General features: G+C 22.7%; 20 protein-coding genes. 9 read left to right on the top strand and 11 right to left on the bottom strand.

Annotation, left to right across the window (positions count from 1 at the left end):
• The first annotated feature begins 12 nt into the window (after nucleotides 1–12).
• Nucleotides 13–1,467, top strand: coding sequence for a metalloprotease TldD (gene tldD, locus AB4W60_RS01790; RefSeq protein WP_367676050.1), 1,455 nt, complete (start codon nucleotides 13–15; stop codon nucleotides 1,465–1,467).
• A 96-nt stretch (nucleotides 1,468–1,563) separates the two neighbouring features.
• On the opposite strand, the gene rplS is transcribed toward tldD, so the two are convergent.
• From rplS to AB4W60_RS01760, 6 genes are all read right to left on the bottom strand, one after another.
• Complete coding sequence (rplS, locus tag AB4W60_RS01785; RefSeq protein ID WP_343188488.1) at nucleotides 1,564–1,911, bottom strand: 50S ribosomal protein L19; 348 nt, start codon at nucleotides 1,909–1,911, stop codon at nucleotides 1,564–1,566.
• Nucleotides 1,912–1,925: 14 nt separating this feature from the next.
• Nucleotides 1,926–2,732, bottom strand: a complete 807-nt coding sequence (gene trmD / locus AB4W60_RS01780; protein WP_367676049.1) for a tRNA (guanosine(37)-N1)-methyltransferase TrmD — start codon at nucleotides 2,730–2,732, stop codon at nucleotides 1,926–1,928.
• Nucleotides 2,729–3,262, bottom strand: coding sequence for a ribosome maturation factor RimM (gene rimM, locus AB4W60_RS01775; protein ID WP_367676048.1), 534 nt, complete (start codon nucleotides 3,260–3,262; stop codon nucleotides 2,729–2,731). The genes trmD and rimM overlap by 4 nt, the downstream gene beginning before the upstream one ends.
• 19 nt (nucleotides 3,263–3,281) lie before the next feature.
• Entirely contained in the window at nucleotides 3,282–3,524 is a 243-nt protein-coding gene (gene rpsP / locus AB4W60_RS01770; protein ID WP_343188485.1) for a 30S ribosomal protein S16, read from the bottom strand.
• A 41-nt stretch (nucleotides 3,525–3,565) separates the two neighbouring features.
• Nucleotides 3,566–4,918, bottom strand: coding sequence for a signal recognition particle protein (gene ffh, locus AB4W60_RS01765; protein WP_343188484.1), 1,353 nt, complete (start codon nucleotides 4,916–4,918; stop codon nucleotides 3,566–3,568).
• A gap of 123 nt (nucleotides 4,919–5,041) precedes the next feature.
• Nucleotides 5,042–6,211, bottom strand: coding sequence for a chorismate mutase (locus AB4W60_RS01760; protein WP_367676047.1), 1,170 nt, complete (start codon nucleotides 6,209–6,211; stop codon nucleotides 5,042–5,044).
• Nucleotides 6,212–6,662: 451 nt separating this feature from the next.
• Here AB4W60_RS01760 and rplM point away from each other — a divergent pair, with 451 nt between their 5' ends.
• A complete protein-coding gene (gene rplM / locus AB4W60_RS01755) occupies nucleotides 6,663–7,091 on the top strand; it encodes a 50S ribosomal protein L13 (RefSeq protein WP_343188482.1) in 429 nt (142 codons plus the stop codon).
• Between the two features lie 38 nt (nucleotides 7,092–7,129).
• A complete protein-coding gene (gene rpsI, locus AB4W60_RS01750) occupies nucleotides 7,130–7,522 on the top strand; it encodes a 30S ribosomal protein S9 (RefSeq protein WP_343188481.1) in 393 nt (130 codons plus the stop codon).
• Between the two features lie 404 nt (nucleotides 7,523–7,926).
• On the opposite strand, the gene cgtA is transcribed toward rpsI, so the two are convergent.
• From cgtA to AB4W60_RS01725, 5 genes are all read right to left on the bottom strand, one after another.
• Entirely contained in the window at nucleotides 7,927–8,961 is a 1,035-nt protein-coding gene (gene cgtA / locus AB4W60_RS01745; protein ID WP_367676046.1) for an Obg family GTPase CgtA, read from the bottom strand.
• Nucleotides 8,962–9,088: 127 nt separating this feature from the next.
• Nucleotides 9,089–9,352, bottom strand: a complete 264-nt coding sequence (gene rpmA, locus AB4W60_RS01740; protein ID WP_343182899.1) for a 50S ribosomal protein L27 — start codon at nucleotides 9,350–9,352, stop codon at nucleotides 9,089–9,091.
• Nucleotides 9,342–9,689 carry a 50S ribosomal protein L21 gene (rplU, locus tag AB4W60_RS01735; protein ID WP_367676045.1) on the bottom strand — a complete coding sequence of 116 codons (348 nt, stop codon included), beginning with the start codon at nucleotides 9,687–9,689 and terminating at the stop codon, nucleotides 9,342–9,344. The genes rpmA and rplU overlap by 11 nt, the downstream gene beginning before the upstream one ends.
• 47 nt (nucleotides 9,690–9,736) lie before the next feature.
• Nucleotides 9,737–10,993, bottom strand: a complete 1,257-nt coding sequence (gene murA, locus AB4W60_RS01730; protein WP_367676326.1) for a UDP-N-acetylglucosamine 1-carboxyvinyltransferase — start codon at nucleotides 10,991–10,993, stop codon at nucleotides 9,737–9,739.
• A 48-nt stretch (nucleotides 10,994–11,041) separates the two neighbouring features.
• Nucleotides 11,042–11,296, bottom strand: a complete 255-nt coding sequence (locus AB4W60_RS01725) for a BolA/IbaG family iron-sulfur metabolism protein (RefSeq protein WP_343188478.1) — start codon at nucleotides 11,294–11,296, stop codon at nucleotides 11,042–11,044.
• A gap of 310 nt (nucleotides 11,297–11,606) precedes the next feature.
• Here AB4W60_RS01725 and greA point away from each other — a divergent pair, with 310 nt between their 5' ends.
• The 6 genes from greA (at nucleotide 11,607) to AB4W60_RS01695 (ending at nucleotide 17,145) form a co-directional block, all read left to right on the top strand.
• Entirely contained in the window at nucleotides 11,607–12,086 is a 480-nt protein-coding gene (gene greA / locus AB4W60_RS01720; protein ID WP_343188477.1) for a transcription elongation factor GreA, read from the top strand.
• A gap of 56 nt (nucleotides 12,087–12,142) precedes the next feature.
• Entirely contained in the window at nucleotides 12,143–12,772 is a 630-nt protein-coding gene (locus AB4W60_RS01715; RefSeq protein ID WP_343188476.1) for an SAM-dependent methyltransferase, read from the top strand.
• Nucleotides 12,773–12,828: 56 nt separating this feature from the next.
• Nucleotides 12,829–14,736 carry an ATP-dependent zinc metalloprotease FtsH gene (gene ftsH / locus AB4W60_RS01710; RefSeq protein WP_367676044.1) on the top strand — a complete coding sequence of 636 codons (1,908 nt, stop codon included), beginning with the start codon at nucleotides 12,829–12,831 and terminating at the stop codon, nucleotides 14,734–14,736.
• Between the two features lie 228 nt (nucleotides 14,737–14,964).
• On the top strand, nucleotides 14,965–15,819 hold the full coding sequence (gene folP / locus AB4W60_RS01705; protein ID WP_367676043.1) for a dihydropteroate synthase: 855 nt from the start codon (nucleotides 14,965–14,967) through the stop codon (nucleotides 15,817–15,819).
• Nucleotides 15,806–16,519, top strand: coding sequence for a hypothetical protein (locus AB4W60_RS01700; protein ID WP_367676042.1), 714 nt, complete (start codon nucleotides 15,806–15,808; stop codon nucleotides 16,517–16,519). The genes folP and AB4W60_RS01700 overlap by 14 nt, the downstream gene beginning before the upstream one ends.
• A complete protein-coding gene (locus AB4W60_RS01695) occupies nucleotides 16,453–17,145 on the top strand; it encodes a hypothetical protein (protein WP_343188472.1) in 693 nt (230 codons plus the stop codon). Before AB4W60_RS01700 ends, AB4W60_RS01695 begins: the two co-directional genes overlap by 67 nt.
• The last annotated feature ends 10 nt before the right edge of the window (nucleotides 17,146–17,155 follow it).

Here is a 17,155-nt window from a genome sequence, read left to right as displayed (position 1 = left end):
AGGTTTATAATAATGACTATTAATTCAGTAAAACAGAATTTATTAACTTCTAATAATATCCATAAAGAAAATATTTATGATGTTTTAAATAAAATGTCTGATTCTAAAATAGAATATGGAGATATCTATATTCAATCAATATTACAGGAATCTTGGTTGCTAGAGAATGGCATTATTAAAACAGGTTCTTACCACGAAGATCATGGAATAGGTATAAGAGCTATTAATGGTTCCAAAACTGGTTTTTCTTATTCTAATGATATAAATGTAGATTCATTATTTAAAATTTCAAAAATGGCATGTGATAGTATTTATGATAAAAATTATGTAAATAATAAAATTATTAATTTTAATAATGTTATCACTAGTAATAAATACAATTTTATAAATCCTTTAAGAGGTAATACTTCTGAAGAAAAAATAGATATATTAAATATTATAAATAATGTTGCTAGAAAAGCTGATAAAAGAGTTGTAGATGTTAATGCTCGTATTTTGAGTAATTATGAAAATATTTTTGTTTCATCCACAGATGGTAATTTATCTTATGATATTAGACCTTTAATACATGTTTATATTAGTGTTTTTGTTGAAGAGAATGGTAAAAGAGAACAAGGATTTATGGGTGGAGGTAGACGTGATGGTTATAAATTTTTTATGGAAAAAAATAATTCAGGTGAAACTAATATAATATATTGGACTCTAGAAGCTGTTCGTTCTGCTTTATTAAATTTATATGCAATACCTGCTCCTTCAGGTTCTTATGCTGTTGTATTAGGTTCTGGATGGCCTGGAGTATTATTACATGAAGCTGTTGGTCATGGATTAGAAGGAGATTTTAATAGACATGGTACTTCTTTATTTAGTAATAAAATAGGCAAAAAAGTTGCTTCAAGTTTATGTACTATTATAGATGATGGAACTATATTTGGTAGGAGAGGTTCTTTAACAATTGATGATGAAGGAACTCCTAGTCAAAAAAATATTTTAATTGAAAATGGAATATTAAAATGTTATATGCAAGACAAATTAAACGCTAAATTTATGGATACTAAATCTACAGGTAATTGCCGTCGTGAGTCTTATGCTCATTTGCCCATGCCTCGTATGACTAATACTTATATGTTGCCTGGTTTATCAAATAAAGATGAAATTATCGAAAGTGTTGGTTTTGGTTTGTATGCTACAAATTTCAGCGGAGGTCAAGTAGATATTACTTCAGGTCAATTTGTATTTTCTACTTCAGAAGCTTATTTAATAAAAAATGGAAAAATTACAAATCCTATAAAAAATGCAACATTAATTGGATCTGGTATTGAAGTAATGCAGCAAATTTCTATGGTAGGGAATGATTTATCCTTAGATAGTGGTATAGGTATATGCATAAAAGATGGTCAAAGTATTCCTGTAGGAGTAGGCCAACCAACTATTAAATTAAATAATTTAACTATTGGAGGAACTAATTAAATTATAAAAATTTATAATTTTAATTAATTAAATATTTAATATTTTAAAAAAATTAAATATTGCAGTCAGAATTTTTTATTCTTGACTGCTTTTTATTTATGTTAATCTTTCTTTGATTTTTGCAGATTTACCTACTTTTTTTCTAAGATAATATAGTTTTGATTTTCTTACATATCCTAATCTTTTTATATTAATACTTTCAATTATAGGAGAATGTGTTTGAAATACCCTTTCAACTCCTTCTCCGTTTGATATTTTTCTTATAGTAAAAGATGAATTTAATTTTCTATTTTTAATTCCTATTACTAAACCTTCAAACATTTGAATTCTCTTTTTATTACCTTCTACCACCCATACATTAACTTCTATAATATCTCCTGATCTAAAATTTGGTATATTGATTTTTAACTGTTTTTCTTCTATATTTTTTATTATTTGATTCATTATATATCCTAATTTTATTTTTTGTATTTAATTTTTTTTAAATAAAATTGTTTTTTATACTCATTTAAAATTTTTTTTTCATTACTATTTAAATTTATTTTTTTAATTAAATCAGGTCTTTTTATCCAAGTTTTTTCTAAAGATTTTTTAAATCTCCACTCGTCAATTTTTTTGTGATTACCAGATAATAATACTTTAGGTACTTCCATATTATAGGCTATTTTAGGTCTAGTGTAATTAGGATAGTCTAAAATTCCGTTATAAAAAGAATCATTTTTAAAAGATTTTCGCTTTTTTAATGCTCCAGGTAAAATTCTGATAATTGCATCAATTATTACCATAGCTGGAAGCTCTCCTCCGCTAGTAATGTAATCTCCTATAGATATTTCCTCATCAATTTCTTTTTTGATTATTCTTTCATCTATCCCTTCATATCTTCCGCATACTAAAATTATTTTTAAGTTAGTAGCTAAATCTACAATATTTTTGTGATCTATTTTTTTTCCTTGAGGAGATAAAAAAAATACTTTTACATTTTTTCCTGCTTTTATTTTTGCTGCATGTATTGCTTTTACCAAAGGTTTGACTTGCATTACCATTCCAGGTCCTCCACCATATGGTCTTTCATCTATCCTTTTGTGTTTATTGCAAGAGAATTCTCTTGGATTCCAGTATTCTAAATTAATAATTTTGTTTTTTATAGCTCTGCTTGTAATACCATAATCTGTGATAGATTTAAACATTTCTTTAAATATAGTTATAATACCTATCCAATTTAATTTTAATTTTTTAATGTTTAATTTTGTCTTGTTATTATTCAATTTGGTAGTTCTATTTTTATGATTTTTTTATTTATGTTAACGTATTTAATGATTTTTTTTTCTATAAAAGGAATAAACATCATTTTTTTATTTTTTTTTAGATTTGTTTTTATTACTAAAATATCATAGCACCCATTTTCTATTAAGCTAATAACATATCCTATTTTATAATTATTTAAATTATAAACTTCGCAATTTATTATATCTTTCCAATAATATTCATTATTTTTTAATATAGGTAAATTTATTTCATCAATCAATATATTACAATTTGTAAACTGTGATGCATGAGTTCTATCTTTTATTTCTTTAGTTTTTACATAAAATTTATTTTTTTTTCTTTTCCATTTAATTACTGTAATATCAAAATATTTTTTCTCTTTTTTTATCTTCCAAAAATTATATGCAAATATATTTTTTTTTTTCTGTGTAAATGAAAATATTGAAATCCAACCTAGAATACCATAAGGAGAACCAATTTTTCCTATAATAATTTTTGATTTTTGTTTTTTATTTTGTTTTTTTAGCATTTATATTCTTTAAAAATTTTTATTTATTGTATGTTTTACATATATTTTTAACTCTTTCTGACAATATAGCTCCATTTTTAATCCAGAATGCTATTCTTTTTATTTTCATTGAAACTTTTTTATTTTTATCTTTTTGCAAAGGGTTAAAAAAACCAATTTTTTCTATAAAACGTCCATTTCTAGCCCTTCTATTATCTGCAACTATTATTTTATAAAATGGTCTTTTATTTGAACCATGTCTAGCTAAACGAATTTTTACCATGCTGATTTTTCCTTATTTATTTAATATAAAAATAGTATTTTTTAAAAGATGTTTTTTGGTATCATATTTTTAAAATCATGTATTATTTTAGATAATCCTTTGTTTTTAATTTTTTTCATAATATTTTTTACTTTAGTAAATTGTTTAAGTAAATTATTAACATCTTGTATAGTTGTACCTGATCCTAGAGATATTCTACGTTTTCTGGATCCTTTAATAATATTATGCTGTTTTCTTTCTTTTATAGTCATAGAATTAATTATGGATTCAATTTTATTAAGTTCTTTTTTGCTTGTATTTGATTTTATATTATTTATAATTTTGTTATTAGATTTAAATTTTTCTATTAAATTTACAATTCCTCCCATTTTTTTTATTTGTTTTATTTGTAATAAAAAATCATTTAAATCAAAATTTTCTCCTTGTTTTAATTTATTAGTAATTTTTTCAATTTCTTTTTTGTTTATTTTATTTTCTATTTCTTCTATTATATTTATTGTATCATCCATTCCTAATATACGTTTTGCTATTATTTTTGGATTAAATTTTTCTATAGAATGTATTTTTTCTCCATTACTAATAAATTTTATTGGTTTCTTAGTTATATATTTTACAGATAGAGCTGCTCCTCCTCTTGCATCACCATCTGTTTTAGTTAATATAATTCCTGTTATATTAATTTTTTTATTGAAACTATTTGCAATATTTATACTATCTTGTCCTGTCATTGCATCAATAACGAATAATGTTTCAACAGGATTTATAGCATTATAAATATTTTTTATTTCATTCATCATTTTTTTATCTATATGCATACGTCCTGCAGTATCAACTAATAAAACATCATAAAATTTTATTTTTGCATATTCTAGTGCTTTAATTGCTATTTTATCAGGAGATTCATTTATATCTGATTTAAAACAATCAATATTTATTTTTTTTGATAATATTTCTATTTGTGTTATAGCGGCAGGGCGATAGATATCTGTTGATACTATTATTACTTTTTTATTTTTATTTTTTAATATATTTCCTAATTTAACTACACTAGTAGTTTTACCTACTCCTTGTATTCCCAGAAATAATATTACAGCCGGTGGTTGTACTGATAAATTTAGTTTTTGTTTATCATCTTCCATTATTTTTATTAACTCTCTCATAACAACTTTAATAAATTCTTGTCCGGGAGTTAAACTTTTGTTTATTTTTATTCCTATTACTTTTTTTTGAATTGCATCTATGAATTTTTTAATAACTAATAATGATACATCTGCTTCTAATAATGCAATTCTAACTTCTCTTATTGTATTTTTTATATGTTTTTCTGTTAATCTTCCTCTATTACTAATTTTTTGTATTGTTTTTTTTAGTTGTTTTGTTAAATTACCGAACATTTTAATTACTCATAATAAATTATTTTTATATAATAACATTAACGAAATTATTTTAATATTAAATTGATTTGTACAATTATATTAAGAAATTAATTTCATATTTATTTTATAAAATATTTTTGTTTATATTTTTAATATTTTATCGAAAGAATTACATATGGGATAACATCCTAGAATTCTAATTCTATTTGTAAAAATATCAATTTTTTTAATTACTTTTTGCATGTTTTGTGAATCACAATGAGACTGAATATCTATATAGAATGTTTTATTCCATAAAGATCCGCTAGCAGGTCTTGATTCTATTTTAGTGACCTTAAGATCATTTTCTTTTATTATCAATAATATTTCTATTAAATCTGTAATATTATTTTTTACTTCTATGATAAAACTAGTTTTAGATTTTTTTAATTCTAAATTTTTTTTATATTCATTAGATAGTATTATAAAATGAGTAATATTATTTTTTTTGTTAGAAATATTATCTTTTAAGATTTTTAATTTATAAAAATTACTTCCTAATTTACTTCCTATAGCCGCAATGTCATTTAAATTTGTATTAGAAATTATTTGCATTGCAGACGATGTACTTGATGTATATTGAATATTACAATTTTTAATTTGATTAATAAATTTACTACATTGTTGAACTGGTTGAGGATGACTATATATTTTTTTTATGTTATTAATATTTTTTACATTTTTTGTAGTTAATAAACAATGATCAATTAAAATATAAATTTCTCCTACTATATATAAATTATCGTTTTTTTCAATTAGATCATATACTTCATTTATAGTACCTGAATTATTATTTTCTAAAGGTAAAACAGCATAATTTATTTTATTATCGCAAAGATTATTAATAACTTCTTGAAAGTTTTTTAATCCTTTTGTTGAAAACTTATTAAAATTTTTACTTGCATATTCTGTTGTTGCTAAGTTTGAATAAGATCCTTTTGGTCCTAAAAATCCTAATATAGGCTCATAAATTTTATTTTTATTATTATATTTTTCAAGTAAATTATTTTGAATATTTACCGAGTTTTTGATTATGATCTTAAATATCTTATAAATATAATTTGATTCAAGATCTTTTTTATCACCTATTTTTATTAATTTATTTATTAGTTCTTTTTCTCTTTTTATATCTCTTATTGGTTTATTTCTATCTATTTTAATTTTTGCTATTTCAATTGCTATTTTTTTTCTTTTATGAAGAAGTAATAGTATTTCTTCATCAATTGTATTAATTTTTTTTCTTAAGAATATCAAAGAATTATCGGAAATCATAATGACTACCTATTAACATATAATACTATTAATTTATCATGAATTATTAATATTATTTATGAATTTTTTGTTAATATTTTTATAAACATTTTTAAAATGTTTGATCTTTTATGTTTTTATGTATTATTTTATTTTTATATATGCTAATTTTTTCATATTTTTATTTAAATAATAATTGGTAAATCTTTATTATTTTTATTGAATATTTGATTTTTATATAATTAAAATTACATTTTAAACACTATTTTCTTATTTTGTTTTTAACATATTTTATATATTAAAATTTTAAATTTCTTAAATTACTAATTAAACTTGTTATATTTTTATTCTGAAATAATGTATATTATATTAATAACATTTTTTATATAAATCAAGATATGACATATATTTAGATAGTCATTGATTTTTTTTGAATATGATATTAGTTTTTCTAGTTAATTTAAGGATTTTTATGAAAAGTTTTTTGATTAAACCTTTAAACATTAAAAGAAATTGGTACTACGTTGATGCTACTAATAAAGTTTTAGGTAGGTTATCTACTAAAATTGCTCATATATTATGCGGAAAACATAAAGTAGAATATTCTCCTCATATTGATATAGGAGATTTTATTATTGTTTTAAATTCAAAGAAAATTTTAGTTACTGGTAATAAATTAAATAATAAAATATATTATAGACATACAGGATTCATTGGTGGAATTAAAAAATTAAAATTTAAAGAAATGTTATGTAAATTTCCAGAAAGAATTATATTTAATGCTGTTAAAGGTATGTTACCTAGAAACTCTTTAGGTAAATTAATGCTGAAAAAATTAAAAGTATTTCCTGGTAATTATCATAATCATACTGCTCAACAACCAAGAAATCTTATCATATAAATAACATTTTATTAATATAAAGGAGGTATATTTCTATCATGTCATTAACTCAATATTATGGTACTGGTAGGCGTAAAAGTTCTTCTGCTCGTGTTTTTGTAAAAAAAGGTAGTGGTAAAATTACTATTAATAATAAAAAATTAGAGAGTTATTTTAGTAGAGAAACATCATGTATGCTTGTTAAACAACCTTTAGTATTATTAAATTTATTAAATAAATTTGATTTCTATATTACTGTAAAAGGTGGTGGCATTTCTGGGCAAGCTGGAGCCATTAGATTAGGTATTTCTCGTGCATTAATTAAATATGATGAATTATTTCGTAAAGACTTAAGAAAATCAGGTTTTGTTACTCGTGATTCAAGAGAAGTAGAAAGAAAAAAAGTAGGTTTGAGAAAATCGCGTAAAAAACCACAATTTTCTAAACGTTAACATTTTCAAAATATTTTTATTATTTGAAAGAGCCGGTTTGTTGTATACCGGACTTTCTTTTTTAAGATATTTAAATTAATAGTTGTATGATATTTTTATTATTTATGATATTTTAAATTTTTATTTAAAGATTAGGATAAATTATTAATTTAATTAATTTTTTTTATTTCTTTTGACCAGCTCCTATATATTTTTTCATAGTATATTTAATTATAATATAATAAGTATTTTTATTTGATAATATAAAGACTATCTTTTATTTTTTTTATATTTTTTTTAATTTTTACTTTTTTTTAAAAATAAGTATTTTTAAAGAATAATTTTAACTATATAATTTTATATAAAAAAATTTAAATTATATATTTTTAATTATATATTTTGATATTTTTTCAAAAAATGCTTTATCAATATTGTTTGTTAATAATTTTATTTTCAGTTTTTTTTAAAAAATTACTAATATCTAAACACAATTTTTTAATTCCTATATTATATTTTGCAGAAATTAAATAATGTTTATAATTATTTTTATAAAAATTAATTATTTTTTTTATTCTATTGTTTATTTTGTTTTTTTTAAGATAATCTATTTTATTAAATACTAACCACGTAGGTTTTTTATATATTTTATTATTATAATTTTTTATTTCATATTCTATCATTTTTATATTTTTAACTATATCTTTCATATTTTGATTTGCTATATCTATAATATGCAATATTAATTTACATTTTTCTATATGTTTTAAAAATCTTATACCTAGTCCTACACCTTTAGAAGCATTTTTAATTAAACCAGGTATATCTGCAATGATAAAATCATTTTTTTGATTTATTTTTACCATTCCTAATTTTGGTATTAAAGTAGTGAATGGATAATTATCTATTTTGGTTTTTGCATTAGAAATTTTAGATACTAATGTAGATTTTCCTGCATTAGGTTTTCCTAATGTAGCTACATCAGCTAAAAGAATTAATTCTAATTTTAATATTATTGATTCTCCTTTTTTACCCATTGTTCTATATCTAGGAGTTCTATTAGTGGAAGATTTAAATCTTGTATTACCTATTCCTCCTTTACCTCCTTTGACTAAAATGATTTTTTGTTCATTTAATTCCATGTTAAATAAAGTTTTTTTATTTAAATAGTTTATGATTTTAGTCCCTACAGGTACTGTAATATATATATCTTTTCCATTTTTTCCATATCTATTTTTAGATTTTCCATTCTCACCATTTGTTGCTTTAAATAATCTTTTATATCTATAATCTATTAATGTATTTAAATTATTATTTGTTATTAAGTAAATATTACCTCCATTTCCTCCATCTCCTCCATCAGGTCCTCCTTTGTCTATATATTTTTCTCTTCTAAAACTAATACATCCATTACCTCCATTACCAGCTATTAATTCAATTTTTGCTTCATCTATAAATTTCATGCTTCTTGCCTATTTAATATTTTACTGAAATAAAATTAATTTTAAAAATTATATTTTGAAATATTTCAGTAAAATAATTATTTAAAATAAAATTTTGTATGTTTAAATAGTTTCTAATTAAATAATTTTAGTATTTTGTCTCTAATATATTTATATATTTTTTTTTATTTTTTCCTTGTATTTTAAATTCTACTCTTCCATTACATTTAGCGAATAATGTATGATCTTTACCACATCCTACATTATTTCCAGCATGAAATTTAGTACCTCTTTGTCTTACTATTATACTACCTGCAGATATTAATTCTCCTCCGAAACGTTTAACTCCTAATCTTTTTGAATGAGAATCTCTCCCGTTTCTAGTGGATCCTCCTGCTTTTTTATGAGCCATTTTTTGTCTCCTCTAATCTTTTTGTATTTTTACTAATTTTAGTTATAGTTATTTTTGTTAACCATTGACGGTGACCTTGTTTTTTTTTATAATGTTTTCTTCTTTTAAATTTAATAATAACAATTTTTTTATCTCTAATATGATCATTGACTTTTGCTTCGACTATACCTCCTTTAACAAAAGGGCTACCAATTTGTGTATTTTTTTTCTTTGATATAACTAAAACTTTTTTAAATTGTATAAAATTACCTATTTTATCTTTTACTTTCTCTATTTTTATTTCTTGTCCTTCAATTACTTTATATTGTTTTCCGCCACTTAAAAAAATTGCGTACATTGTATTTTATCCTTTTTAAGTTGAAGTTTTATAGATTTTTATTTAATTTATTTAATAATTTTTATATTAGCTCCAAGTATTTTTAATTTATATAAAATATTTTCATAACCTCTCTGAATATGATATATATTATTTATTATAGTTTTTCCTTGAGCTATGCATCCTGCTAGTATTAGACTAGCCGAAGATCTTAAATCTTTAGCTGTAATTTCAGAAGATAATAAATTAGACGCTCCATCACAAATTATATTATTTTTTTTTACTTTTACTTTAGCTCCCATTTTAATTATTTCAGGAATATGCATGAAACGATTTTCAAATATTGTTTCTTTAATTGTTCCTTTTCCTTGTGAAGTAATATTTAGTATTGTAAACTGTGCTTGCATATCTGTTGGAAAACCAGGGTATGGAGCAGTTACTATATTTACTGATTTAGGTTTTTGATATTTCATATCAAGACTTATCCAATTTATTCCAATTTTAATTTTTGCTCCTGATTCTTCTAGTTTACTTAATATTGAATCCAATACATTTGTTTTTGTATTGTGGCATGTAATTTTTCCTTTAGAAATAGCAGCGGCTACTAGAAATGTTCCAGTTTCTATTCTATCTGGAGGTATTTTATAGGATCCTCCTTTTAAACTTTTTACTCCTTTTATAGTGATTTTATAATTTCCTGCTCCTTCAATATTAGCTCCTAACATATTAAGAAAATTAGCAGTATCAATTATTTCAGGTTCTTTTGCTGCATTTTTGATTATTGTTGTTCCTTCTGCTAAAATTGCTGCATTCATGATATTAATTGTTGCTCCTACGCTAATTTTTTTCATGATAATACAGACACCTTTTAATTTTTTTTTTACATATGCTTTAATAAAACCATCTTTTACTTTTATTATTGCTCCTAGTTTTCTTAATCCTTCTATATGAATATCTATAGGTCTAAGTCCTATATTACATCCTCCTGGAAATGCAAGTTTAATTTTTTTAAAACGGGTTAAAAATGCTCCTAATGCCCAAATAGATGCTCTTGTACTGATAACTAAATTGTTCGGAATCGAATATTTTCTAACTTTATTTGATTGAATTATATATGTTGATTTATATATTTTAATCTTAACACCTAAATGTTTTAATAGTTTTATAGTTATTTCAATATCTTTAATATTTGGTACATTATTTAATATTATTTTTTCTTTTGTAAGTAAAGTAGCAAATAATATTGGCAGTGATGCATTTTTTGATCCTGAAATGTTTACATCTCCATTTAGTCTTGTTGGACCATTTATCATTATTTTATTTATTTTGTTTATCATTATATTATATAATTTAATAATTTTTATTTTCTAATATTAATATATTTCTATTGATTTTTTTGATTGCCATTCTTTTATAGTATATGCTTTGATTGTTATAGCATGAATTTTCTTATTTGTTATGTAATTCATCAGAGGTTTGTATACATGTTGTTGTCTTTGTACTTCACTCTTTCTCAAAAAAAAATCTCCAATCGCGATAATTTCTATGTGATGTTCATTTCCTTTTATATATACTTTTGTTAATTTTAACTCTTTTATTAAAGTTTCTTTTATTTTTTCTATTTTCATTTTTTATTTTTTCTTTTAGTTGTTTTAAATTTTTAATTTTAATAAGTATTTGTTGTTATTTAAACTAAATATCTAATTTTTAATAGTTTATATATATTTAATACTAGTTTTTTCTATATTATATAATTACAAAAATTAGTTATTATTTTTGAGATTATTAAATTTTATGGTTATAGTATTATAAAATAATATTATAAATTATTAATTGTAAATTAATATTTTTATTTTAATTATTTAATTTTATATAATATTCAAATTATTATTTAATTTTAAAATTAATTAATTTATAAATTATAAGAGGTATGTCAAAATGATTAATCAAACTCCTATGACTCTGATAGGCGCTGAAAAACTTCGTCAAGAATTGAAAAGATTAAAATATATAAAACGTCCTTTAATCATATCTGCTATAAAAGAAGCTAGACAACATGGTGATTTAAAAGAAAATGCGGAATATCATGCTGCTAGGGAAGAACAAAGTTTTTGTGAAGGTAGAATTAAAGAAATTGAATTTAAACTTTCTAATGCTCAAATTATAGATATAAAGAAAATACCTAATAAAGGCAAAGTAATTTTTGGTTCTACTGTAACTTTACTAAACTTACATAATCAAGATCAATTTACTTGTTGTATAGTAGGAGATGACGAAGCAGATTTTAAAAAAAATTTAATTTCTATAAATTCTCCTATAATTAGAGGAATCATAGGCAAAAAAATTAATGATGTATCTTTAGTTAAAACACCTGGAGGTAATGTAAAATATAAAATATTAAATATTCAATATATATAGTTTAAATTAACATCTATTTGTATTTATAATAATTTACCTATAAACACTAAAATTATATGTCTAAAAAAAAATCTAAGTCTTCTAGTAATTGGTTAAAAGAACACTTTAATGATAAATATGTTAAATTATCATTAAAAAATAATTTACGTTCTAGATCATGGTTTAAATTACAACAAATAGATTATAAATATAGTTTATTTAAAAAAAACATGAATATAATTGATTTAGGATCTGCTCCTGGAGGTTGGTCAAACTATGCAATTAATAGAATAGGTTCTAAAAGTGAAATTATAGCATGTGATATCTTACCTATGAATCCTATCCTTGGTGTTAAGTTTATTCAAGGAGATTTAAGAAAGTATTCAACTTTAAAATCGATTCATCAAAGTATTAAAGGTAAAAAAATAAATTTTATTATGTCAGATATATCTCCTAATATCAGTGGAAACTTGATTATTGATTCTTTAAAATCTACTAATTTGTGTGAGTTAGTTTTACAAATTTCAATAAAATTTTTGGATAAACACGGTTTTATTTTAATAAAATCATTTCATGGTACTGAATTTGAATCGCTTATTAAAAAGATAAAACTGATTTTTTTTGAAGTTAAAATTCATAAGCCAGATGCTTCACGTAGCCGTTCTCGTGAAATTTTTATTTTAGCTAAAAATAAAAAAAATAATTAAATCTGAGCTATTTATTTCTAATTTAGTTTTTATGAGAGGTTATTCCTTTGAGTGACATGGCCAAAAATCTAATTATCTGGTTAGTCATAGCTATTATATTTATGTCTGTATTTCAAAGTTTTAATTCAAATGAAGTTAATATTTTGAAAATTGATTATTCAACTTTTTTATCAGAAGTCAATCAAGATCAGATACGTGAAGTACATATTAATGGTAGAGAAATTAGTGTTATTAAAAAAAATAATATTTCCTATAAAACTTATATACCGATTAATGATCCTAAATTATTAGATAATTTAATTACTAAAAATGTGAAAGTTATAGGAGAAATTCCTGAAGAACCTAGTTTTGTTACTTCTGTTTTTATTTCTTGGTTTCCAATGTTATTATTAATTGGTGTTTGGATATTTTTTATGCGTCAAATGCAAATTGGTGGCGGAAAAGGAGCTATGTCTTTTGGTAGAAGTAAAGCTAAAATTTTAACAGAAAATAAGATAAAAATTACATTTTCTGATATTGCTGGATGTGATGAAGCTAAAGAAGAAGTTATGGAACTTGTTGAATATTTAAAAGAACCAGATCGTTTTCAAAAATTAGGAGGCAAAATTCCTAAAGGTGTATTAATGGTAGGTCCTCCAGGAACAGGTAAGACTTTACTAGCTAAAGCTATTGCAGGAGAAGCTAAAGTTCCATTCTTTACTATTTCTGGTTCTGATTTTGTTGAGATGTTTGTAGGAGTAGGAGCTTCTAGAGTTAGAGATATGTTTGATCATGCTAGAAAATCATCTCCTTGTATTATTTTTATTGATGAAATAGATGCTGTAGGAAGACAAAGAGGGGCTGGTTTAGGAGGAGGTCATGACGAGAGAGAACAGACCTTAAATCAAATGTTAGTTGAAATGGATGGTTTTGAAGGAAACGAAGGTGTCATAGTTATAGCAGCAACTAATAGACCTGATGTTTTAGATCCAGCTTTATTACGTCCTGGAAGATTTGATCGTCAAGTAATTGTTTCTTTACCTGATGTACGTGGTAGAAATCAAATATTAAAAATACATATGAAAAAAGTGCCTTTATCTTCTGATGTAGAATCTATGATAATTGCTAGAGGTACTCCTGGATTTTCTGGTGCAGATTTAGCTAATTTAGTTAATGAAGCTGCATTATTTGCTGCTAGAAATAACAACTTGTTTGTTTCTATGTCAGAATTTGAAAAAGCTAAAGATAAAATTATCATGGGTACTGAAAGAAAATCTATTATTATGACTGACTTACAAAAAGAATCTACAGCTTATCATGAATCAGGGCATGTAATTATTGGCTATTTAGTACCAGAACACGATCCTGTTCATAAAGTTACTATTATTCCAAGAGGACAAGCTTTAGGTATTACTTGTTTTTTACCAGAAAAAGATATGATAAGCATTAGTCGTAAAAAATTAGAAAGTAGAATATCTACTTTATATGGAGGTCGTTTAGCTGAAGAAATAATTTATGGAAAGAATAATGTTTCTACCGGAGCTTTTAATGATATTAAAGTTGCTACTAATTTAGCTCGTAATATGATTACTCAATGGGGTTTTTCAGATAAATTGGGTCCTTTACTTTATGCAGAAGAAGAAGGTGAAGTTTTTCTAGGTAGATCAGTTGCAAAAGCTAAACATATGTCTGATGAAACAGCTCATATAATTGATGAAGAAGTAAAATTATTAATAGAAAATAATTATAAAAGAGCTCGTTCAATTTTGAATAAAAATATAGATATTTTGCATTCAATGAAAGATGCTTTAATTAAATATGAAACAATTGATTCTTCGCAGATTGATGATTTAATGAATAGAAGAGATGTGAAACCTCCTAAAAATTGGAATGATAAAACCACTAGTATTAAATTAAATACTGATGATTCTCATAATAAAAATTCTTTAAATAAAGTTTGCGATAAAAATAATTTTCTTTATTAAGGGTATAAATAACTAATTTAGATATAAAATTTTATTTATCATGAATTGATTTTTTTTAAATTTTTTTAATTTTATTAAAAATCAAAATATATTTTGTTTTAAGTCTACTGTTAAATTTTTTTACCAGTAGGCAATGACTTAATATTTTAAAATACCATTTTAATAATAGTTACTTTATTTAATTTTACATATTTTTAAAAGATCTTTTAATTTTTTAAAGAGAGTTGAATGAAAATAAAAGTTAAAAATATTTCATTAGATCTATCTAATATAAATGTCATGGGAATTCTTAATGTTACTCCTGATTCTTTTTTTGACGGAGGAAAATATTATTCTTTACCTAATTCGATTGATCGTGCTTATCATATGATTTCTTTAGGTATTAATATTTTAGATATTGGAGGAGAGTCTACAAGGCCAAACTATACAGAAATAAGCGAACAAGAAGAGTTAGATCGTGTCATTCCTGTATTAGAAGCTATATCTTCTAGATTTGATATTTTTATATCTATTGATACATCTAAATATGTAGTTATTAAAGAATCAATTGCTAAAGGAGCTCATATGATAAATGATGTACGCTCTTTTTCTACAAATGAATCTTTAAAAGAGATATCTAAATCTGAAGTTTTATGTTGTATTGTACATAGCAAATTAACAAATAGTACAATAGTTAATGATTATAAATATTCTAATGTTTTAAAAGAAGTATATAATTTTTTTTCTAAAAAAATATTATTATGTGAAACATTAGGAATAAATAGAAATAGGTTGATATTAGATCCTGGTTTCGGTTTTAGTAAAAGTATCATTAATAATTATCAAATTTTATCTAATATACATAAATTTAAATCATTTAATTTACCTTTAATGGTAGGTATGTCAAGAAAATCCATGATAACTAAATTATTGGATATACAAGTATCAGAATCTTTAGCAGGAAGTCTTACTTGTAATATTATTGCTATTCTTAAAGGTATTAATATTATTAGAACTCATGATGTTAAAGAAACACTAAATGCTATAGATATTATTAAAATTGTAAAATTATTTAAGGATTTAAATTTTGATGATCAATCATAAATATTTTGGTACTGATGGAATTCGTGGAAAAATAGGTACTATTCCTATTACTAAAAATTTTATTTTAAAATTAGGATTAGCTGCAGGCACAGTTTTATTAAATAAAAATTATTCAAGAAATATTATAATTGGCACTGATACACGTTCTTCTAGTTATATATTAGAGTCTTGTATTGCATCAGGTTTATCTGCATCTGGTTTTTCTGTGATTTTTGTTGGAATTCTTCCTACTCCTGCTGTATCTTATTTATCAAAGTTATTATCTTGTTTTGGAGTTATGATTTCTGCTTCTCATAATACTTTTGAATTTAATGGAGTGAAATTTTTTTCTGTAGATGGTAGTAAATTATCAGATATAATTGAAAGAGAAATTGAACTAGAATTAGAAAATACTTCAAATTATATTACACATCAAACAATGAGTTATTTTTCAACTATTTCAAATGCATCTAGAATTTATATAAATTTTTGTAAAAAAAATTTTACAAAAACAATTAAATCCTGTCGCTTTAAAATAGTTATAGATTATGCTAATGGAGCTACTTATAATATTGCTAATAAATTATTTTATGAATTAGGAGCTACAGTTATTAATATATTTAATATTCCTAATGGGAAAAATATTAATAAATTTTGCGGTTCTACAAATTTATATTTTCTAAAAAAAAAGTTATATCAGAACAAGCAGATATTGGATTAGCTTTTGATGGAGATGGAGATAGAATGATCATGATTGATCATTTAGGTAATATAGTTTGTGGTGATAAAATCATATACATAATTGCAAAATATTTTAAAAATATAGGTATTTTGAAAGGAGGAGTTGTTATTACTTATATGAGTAATAAAGGCTTAATTTTTTCTTTGAAAAAATTAAGTATACCTTTTAAGATTTCTAAAGTAGGGGACCGTTGTATTTTAAAAAAATTACAAAAAAATAAATGGAATTTAGGAGCAGAAAGTTCTGGTCATATAATTTTATTAGATAAATCTTTTTGCAGCGATGGAATAATTTCTAGTCTAGAAATTATTTCTATAATGATAATAAATAAATTAAGTTTACACAGTTTATCTAGTGAAATTAATTTGTTCCCTCAGGTTATATTAAATTTTTCTTATGAAAAATATTTCATGTTTATAAAACATAAAAAATATAAATATATTATAAATAAATCTAAAAAATTATTGGGAAATTACGGCAGAATTATTATACGTAAATCTGGCACAGAACCTGTTTTTCGTATTTTAATTGAAAGTAAATTTATTAATATAGTGCAAACATTATCAAAAAAGATATCTAATTTTATTGATAGATTAAATATGTAAAGTTTTTTAT

The sequence above is a fragment of the Buchnera aphidicola (Neophyllaphis podocarpi) genome (genome assembly GCF_964059055.1).
Lineage (GTDB): Bacteria > Pseudomonadota > Gammaproteobacteria > Enterobacterales > Enterobacteriaceae > Buchnera_M > Buchnera_M aphidicola_A.
Note: the sequence above shows the minus strand (reverse complement) of the source record. Positions and strands in the feature narration are given on the sequence as shown.

Excerpts from the sequence above, each read along its gene's own strand:
- AB4W60_RS01725 (WP_343188478.1), bottom strand. The coding sequence starts at position 11,296 with ATGAAAATAGAAAAAATAAAAGAAACTTTAATAAAAGAGTTAAAATTA.
- AB4W60_RS01715 (WP_343188476.1), top strand. The coding sequence starts at position 12,143 with ATGTCTAAAAAAAAATCTAAGTCTTCTAGTAATTGGTTAAAAGAACAC.
- rplS (WP_343188488.1), bottom strand. The coding sequence starts at position 1,911 with ATGAATCAAATAATAAAAAATATAGAAGAAAAACAGTTAAAAATCAAT.
- ffh (WP_343188484.1), bottom strand. The coding sequence starts at position 4,918 with ATGTTCGGTAATTTAACAAAACAACTAAAAAAAACAATACAAAAAATT.
- greA (WP_343188477.1), top strand. The coding sequence starts at position 11,607 with ATGATTAATCAAACTCCTATGACTCTGATAGGCGCTGAAAAACTTCGT.
- rplM (WP_343188482.1), top strand. The coding sequence starts at position 6,663 with ATGAAAAGTTTTTTGATTAAACCTTTAAACATTAAAAGAAATTGGTAC.
- rpmA (WP_343182899.1), bottom strand. The coding sequence starts at position 9,352 with ATGGCTCATAAAAAAGCAGGAGGATCCACTAGAAACGGGAGAGATTCT.
- rimM (WP_367676048.1), bottom strand. The coding sequence starts at position 3,262 with ATGCTAAAAAAACAAAATAAAAAACAAAAATCAAAAATTATTATAGGA.
- tldD (WP_367676050.1), top strand. The coding sequence starts at position 13 with ATGACTATTAATTCAGTAAAACAGAATTTATTAACTTCTAATAATATC.
- ftsH (WP_367676044.1), top strand. The coding sequence starts at position 12,829 with ATGGCCAAAAATCTAATTATCTGGTTAGTCATAGCTATTATATTTATG.
- rpsP (WP_343188485.1), bottom strand. The coding sequence starts at position 3,524 with ATGGTAAAAATTCGTTTAGCTAGACATGGTTCAAATAAAAGACCATTT.
- rplU (WP_367676045.1), bottom strand. The coding sequence starts at position 9,689 with ATGTACGCAATTTTTTTAAGTGGCGGAAAACAATATAAAGTAATTGAA.
- AB4W60_RS01700 (WP_367676042.1), top strand. The coding sequence starts at position 15,806 with ATGATCAATCATAAATATTTTGGTACTGATGGAATTCGTGGAAAAATA.
- cgtA (WP_367676046.1), bottom strand. The coding sequence starts at position 8,961 with ATGAAATTTATAGATGAAGCAAAAATTGAATTAATAGCTGGTAATGGA.
- AB4W60_RS01760 (WP_367676047.1), bottom strand. The coding sequence starts at position 6,211 with ATGATTTCCGATAATTCTTTGATATTCTTAAGAAAAAAAATTAATACA.
- folP (WP_367676043.1), top strand. The coding sequence starts at position 14,965 with ATGAAAATAAAAGTTAAAAATATTTCATTAGATCTATCTAATATAAAT.
- rpsI (WP_343188481.1), top strand. The coding sequence starts at position 7,130 with ATGTCATTAACTCAATATTATGGTACTGGTAGGCGTAAAAGTTCTTCT.